Annotated in this window: 1 tRNA gene; it reads left to right on the plus strand. The window is 44.4% G+C overall.

Annotated elements, in window-relative coordinates:
* Window positions 1–276: 276 nt before the first annotated feature.
* Window positions 277–349, plus strand: a tRNA-Glu gene (locus D7Y13_RS44450).
* Window positions 350–396 lie beyond the last annotated feature (47 nt).

Raw genomic sequence — 396 nt, forward strand, 5'->3', positions numbered from 1 at the left:
GTCATCCACTGCTGCACAGTGACCTATCGATTTGTACCTTTGATATTCAATGAACACTTCAATCATGTCGTTGTCAGAACTGTTTCTGATGAGAAGATGGTGTTGATGTGACCAGCACAAGCTAAAACCTTATTTTTACGAGTTTTTGGTACTTTTTAGTGTGGATGCACGAATACGAGACGTCGCCTCTAGTGGTGATAGTACATGCGAGTTCTGTGTGCATCACAAGTTTATGCTTGGTGTCGTTGATGAGAGCTGAGGCTAAGTTTGGAGACTTCCCATATAGTCTAGGCGGTTAGGATTGCTGGCTCTCACCCAGCAGAACCGGGTTCGAGTCCCGGTGTGTGAACACCTTTATCTCTTCTTGCACTACAAATTTTCTATACTCTCGCGTAC

The organism is Corallococcus praedator, assembly GCF_003612125.1.
GTDB classification, from domain to species: Bacteria; Myxococcota; Myxococcia; order Myxococcales; family Myxococcaceae; genus Corallococcus; species Corallococcus praedator.